This is a genomic window from Flavobacterium sp. GQ95 (assembly GCF_059758655.1).
On the sequence record NZ_JCAXEB010000044.1, the window covers coordinates 1 to 1,438 of the forward strand.

Here is a 1,438-nt window from a genome sequence, read left to right on the forward strand (position 1 = left end):
TGGACTGCACCCAAAAGTTTGGACGAATTTATAATTAAATTTGATAATAATGAGCTCGATATTGTATCGGGCTCATTCCTTTTAAATTAAGTTTTATTCTATCATTGTTGTAATATTCTATATATTCGATTATTTCCTGTTTTAATTGATAGATAGAACTGTATTTTTTAAGATAAAAAAGTTCTGATTTTAATATTCCAAAGAAGTTTTCAATAATTGCGTTGTCAAGGCAATTTCCTCTTCGAGACATACTTTGTTTAATTCCTTTTTGTTTTAGTAAATACTGATATTGTTTCATTTGGTACTGCCAACCTTGGTCTGAGTGCAGTATTAAATTGGTTTTATCGGGTATTTTTTCAAAAGACTTTTTAAGCATAGATAGAGTTTGATCAAAATTCGCCCTTTCTGATAAATCGTAACTTATAATTTCTCCATTGAATAAATCAATTATGGGAGACAGGTACAACTTTTTGCCTGACACATTAAATTCCGTAACATCAGTTGCCCATTTTTCATTAGGCACTACAGATTTAAAATTACGTTTTAATAAATTGGGAGCTATTTTACCTTGTTCTCCTTTATATGATTTATATTTTTTTACTCTAATTAAACTTTTTAAACCTAAAAGCTTCATTAGTCTGAGAACCGTTTTATGATTGATTAAAATGCCTCTATTCTTTATTTCTAAAGTAATACGCCTGTAACCAAATCTACCTTTATGTCGATGATAAATCTGTGCAATCAGTGATTTAATTTCTCTATATTTATCGGCTAATTGCTGTTTTTTTTCATAGTAATAATAACTACTTCTTGCCATATTCATATGCTTTAACATATTTGCTAAATCATAATCATGCCTTAATTCTATTATGGCTTGCGCTTTATATTCCTGATTTCTTTGGCTTGAACTAAGGCATTGAACTTTTTTAACAGAGCATTTTCACATCGTAATGATTCAATCTCCAGTAAAAGTTCTTCCTCTCTTGTCAGAGGTTTATTGGTTTTCTTTTTGGCTCTTTTGAAGTTCATAGATTTAGGTCTTCCTTTTGGTTTCTCTTTTAAGCCCAAGAAGCCTTGGTCTTTGCAGCTCTTTTGCCATTGAATAATAACACCCATATTTGGAATATTAAATTCAACACAAGCTTCCCTCAAAGATAAAGACTTACTTTCAATTGTTTGCAAGACCAGTTGCTTAAAATCAAAGCTGTATTTTTGATTCTTCTTGGATAAAAGACCTTCTTTGCCATGTTTTTTATAAAAACAAATCCATCTTCTAAGACTAGTCTTTTCAAAATTGTTCTCTTGTGCAACTGAATAAACTGACCGATTATTCTCTAAAACTTCTTCTACACAGCGAAGTTTAAAATCATAACTGTATTTTAATTTTCTTCCCATAAAAATGCCCCCAAATAGTGTCTAACTTTTTGGGGGCAGTATA

2 protein-coding genes are annotated in these 1,438 nt (G+C 30.3%); both read right to left on the minus strand.

Translation table 11 applies throughout. The features are described 5' to 3' along the window. Positions 1-34 precede the first annotated feature (34 nt). A complete protein-coding gene (locus AC6CH4_RS25840) occupies positions 35-871 on the minus strand; it encodes an IS3 family transposase (RefSeq protein ID WP_498108194.1) in 837 nt (278 codons plus the stop codon). Beyond that, positions 868-1,395 carry a transposase gene (locus AC6CH4_RS25845; protein ID WP_498108192.1) on the minus strand — a complete coding sequence of 176 codons (528 nt, stop codon included), beginning with the start codon at positions 1,393-1,395 and terminating at the stop codon, positions 868-870. Before AC6CH4_RS25845 ends, AC6CH4_RS25840 begins: the two co-directional genes overlap by 4 nt. Between the last annotated feature and the right edge of the window lie 43 nt (positions 1,396-1,438).